This is a genomic window from Alteromonas sp. KUL150, from assembly GCF_009811475.1.
GTDB lineage: Bacteria > Pseudomonadota > Gammaproteobacteria > Enterobacterales > Alteromonadaceae > Alteromonas > Alteromonas gracilis.
Genome location: NZ_BLIJ01000009.1, coordinates 1 through 1,257, shown reverse-complemented (window position 1 = coordinate 1,257; position 1,257 = coordinate 1). Strand labels below are relative to the sequence as shown.

Annotated in this window: 1 protein-coding gene; it reads right to left on the bottom strand. The window is 36.3% G+C overall.

From position 1 onward, the window contains the following. Window positions 1–352: 352 nt before the first annotated feature. A complete protein-coding gene (locus GVO62_RS01755) occupies window positions 353–1,090 on the bottom strand; it encodes a transporter substrate-binding domain-containing protein (RefSeq protein ID WP_236547038.1) in 738 nt (245 codons plus the stop codon). Window positions 1,091–1,257: the final 167 nt, after the last annotated feature.

The window sequence follows — 1,257 nt, the reverse complement described above, 5'->3', positions numbered from 1 at the left end:
AGCTGCAAACTGGCTGTAGCCAGACTCTAGCGCTTGCATACCAAATGGATTTACGTCTGCAACCGCTACTGTTGACGCCAAAGAGCCAATTACAACCGCTCCTAAAGCTGTTGCTACTGATGATTTTTTGATTTGTTTCATTGTTGTATCCTCAATAAAATAGACATATTTGACGCACAGTATGTACGTGTAATTTAAAAGACCCTGCGCGGTCAAAGGATATTTCAAAAAAATTAATTTTTTTAAACCTAAATAGTAAGTATATGAATTTTATAATCTTTATAAAATAATAATTTAACGCTAATAGAAGCGAATACGACTACAGAACGTTGAATAGAGTAATTACAATTCATTAATTCTCATTATTTTGTGTCTGCATTTGCTCTATAACTGTTTGACTATCAGACAGCGCCAATAACTCTGAAAGCTTACTTTCAAGTTCCTCTTTTTTTGCACTGGCGTTGGAAATTGCTAGAAAAGTCGGGATATCTTTTCTCATAGAGACAATAAGGTCATCAACATTGTTTGAGTTACGTTTTATATGATAGAGATAAGGTGCTTCGTATGTCGCTAAATGAGACGTTCGTCCAAACTGAAAAAGCTGAATAGCATCAGAGCTGTTGGCCATATCAAAAAATGTATAGCCTTTATTTTCGAGTTCTTGCCTAAGGCCTACGTAGTCGTAACCTCTGATAGCCGCAACAGTCTTGTTGTTTTCGACCTTTGAATTAGTCATTAATACAATAGATAAGTAGCTGAATGGCTTTTCGATAAAAGTTACTGTATTTTCTAAGGCTTTCGTTCCTTTAACGTTCATCGTAATATCAACCTGCCCTTTCCTTATTCTCTCAAATAATCGAGCAGGTGGTGGACACTCAACTTCTACTTTGTATCCAACCAACTCTAGAATAGTTCTTGAAATAGTGACTGCATCGCCGTGGCAGCCAGGGCTATCGATATTTTTTATAACAAGAGGAGGAAACTCAACAACGCCAAGAACCACCTTTTTCTTCTCTCTAGGCAGTTCTGATGGCTGGGCATACAATGGTGTATAGAGTAGCGTTAAGATTACAATAACAAAGAATCTCAAATGCAGCTCTCCTCTTTGTAGATGTGGTAAACATCTTATTAAACAAATTTACTCACGCCTTCCGAATCTAGTGGAATAAAGTTTTTTGATCAAATTACATTTCAAAATAATAAGTATGAATTAGTTTACACTTACTCAATGGATCTACTAAGTGCTGGGATGTGACA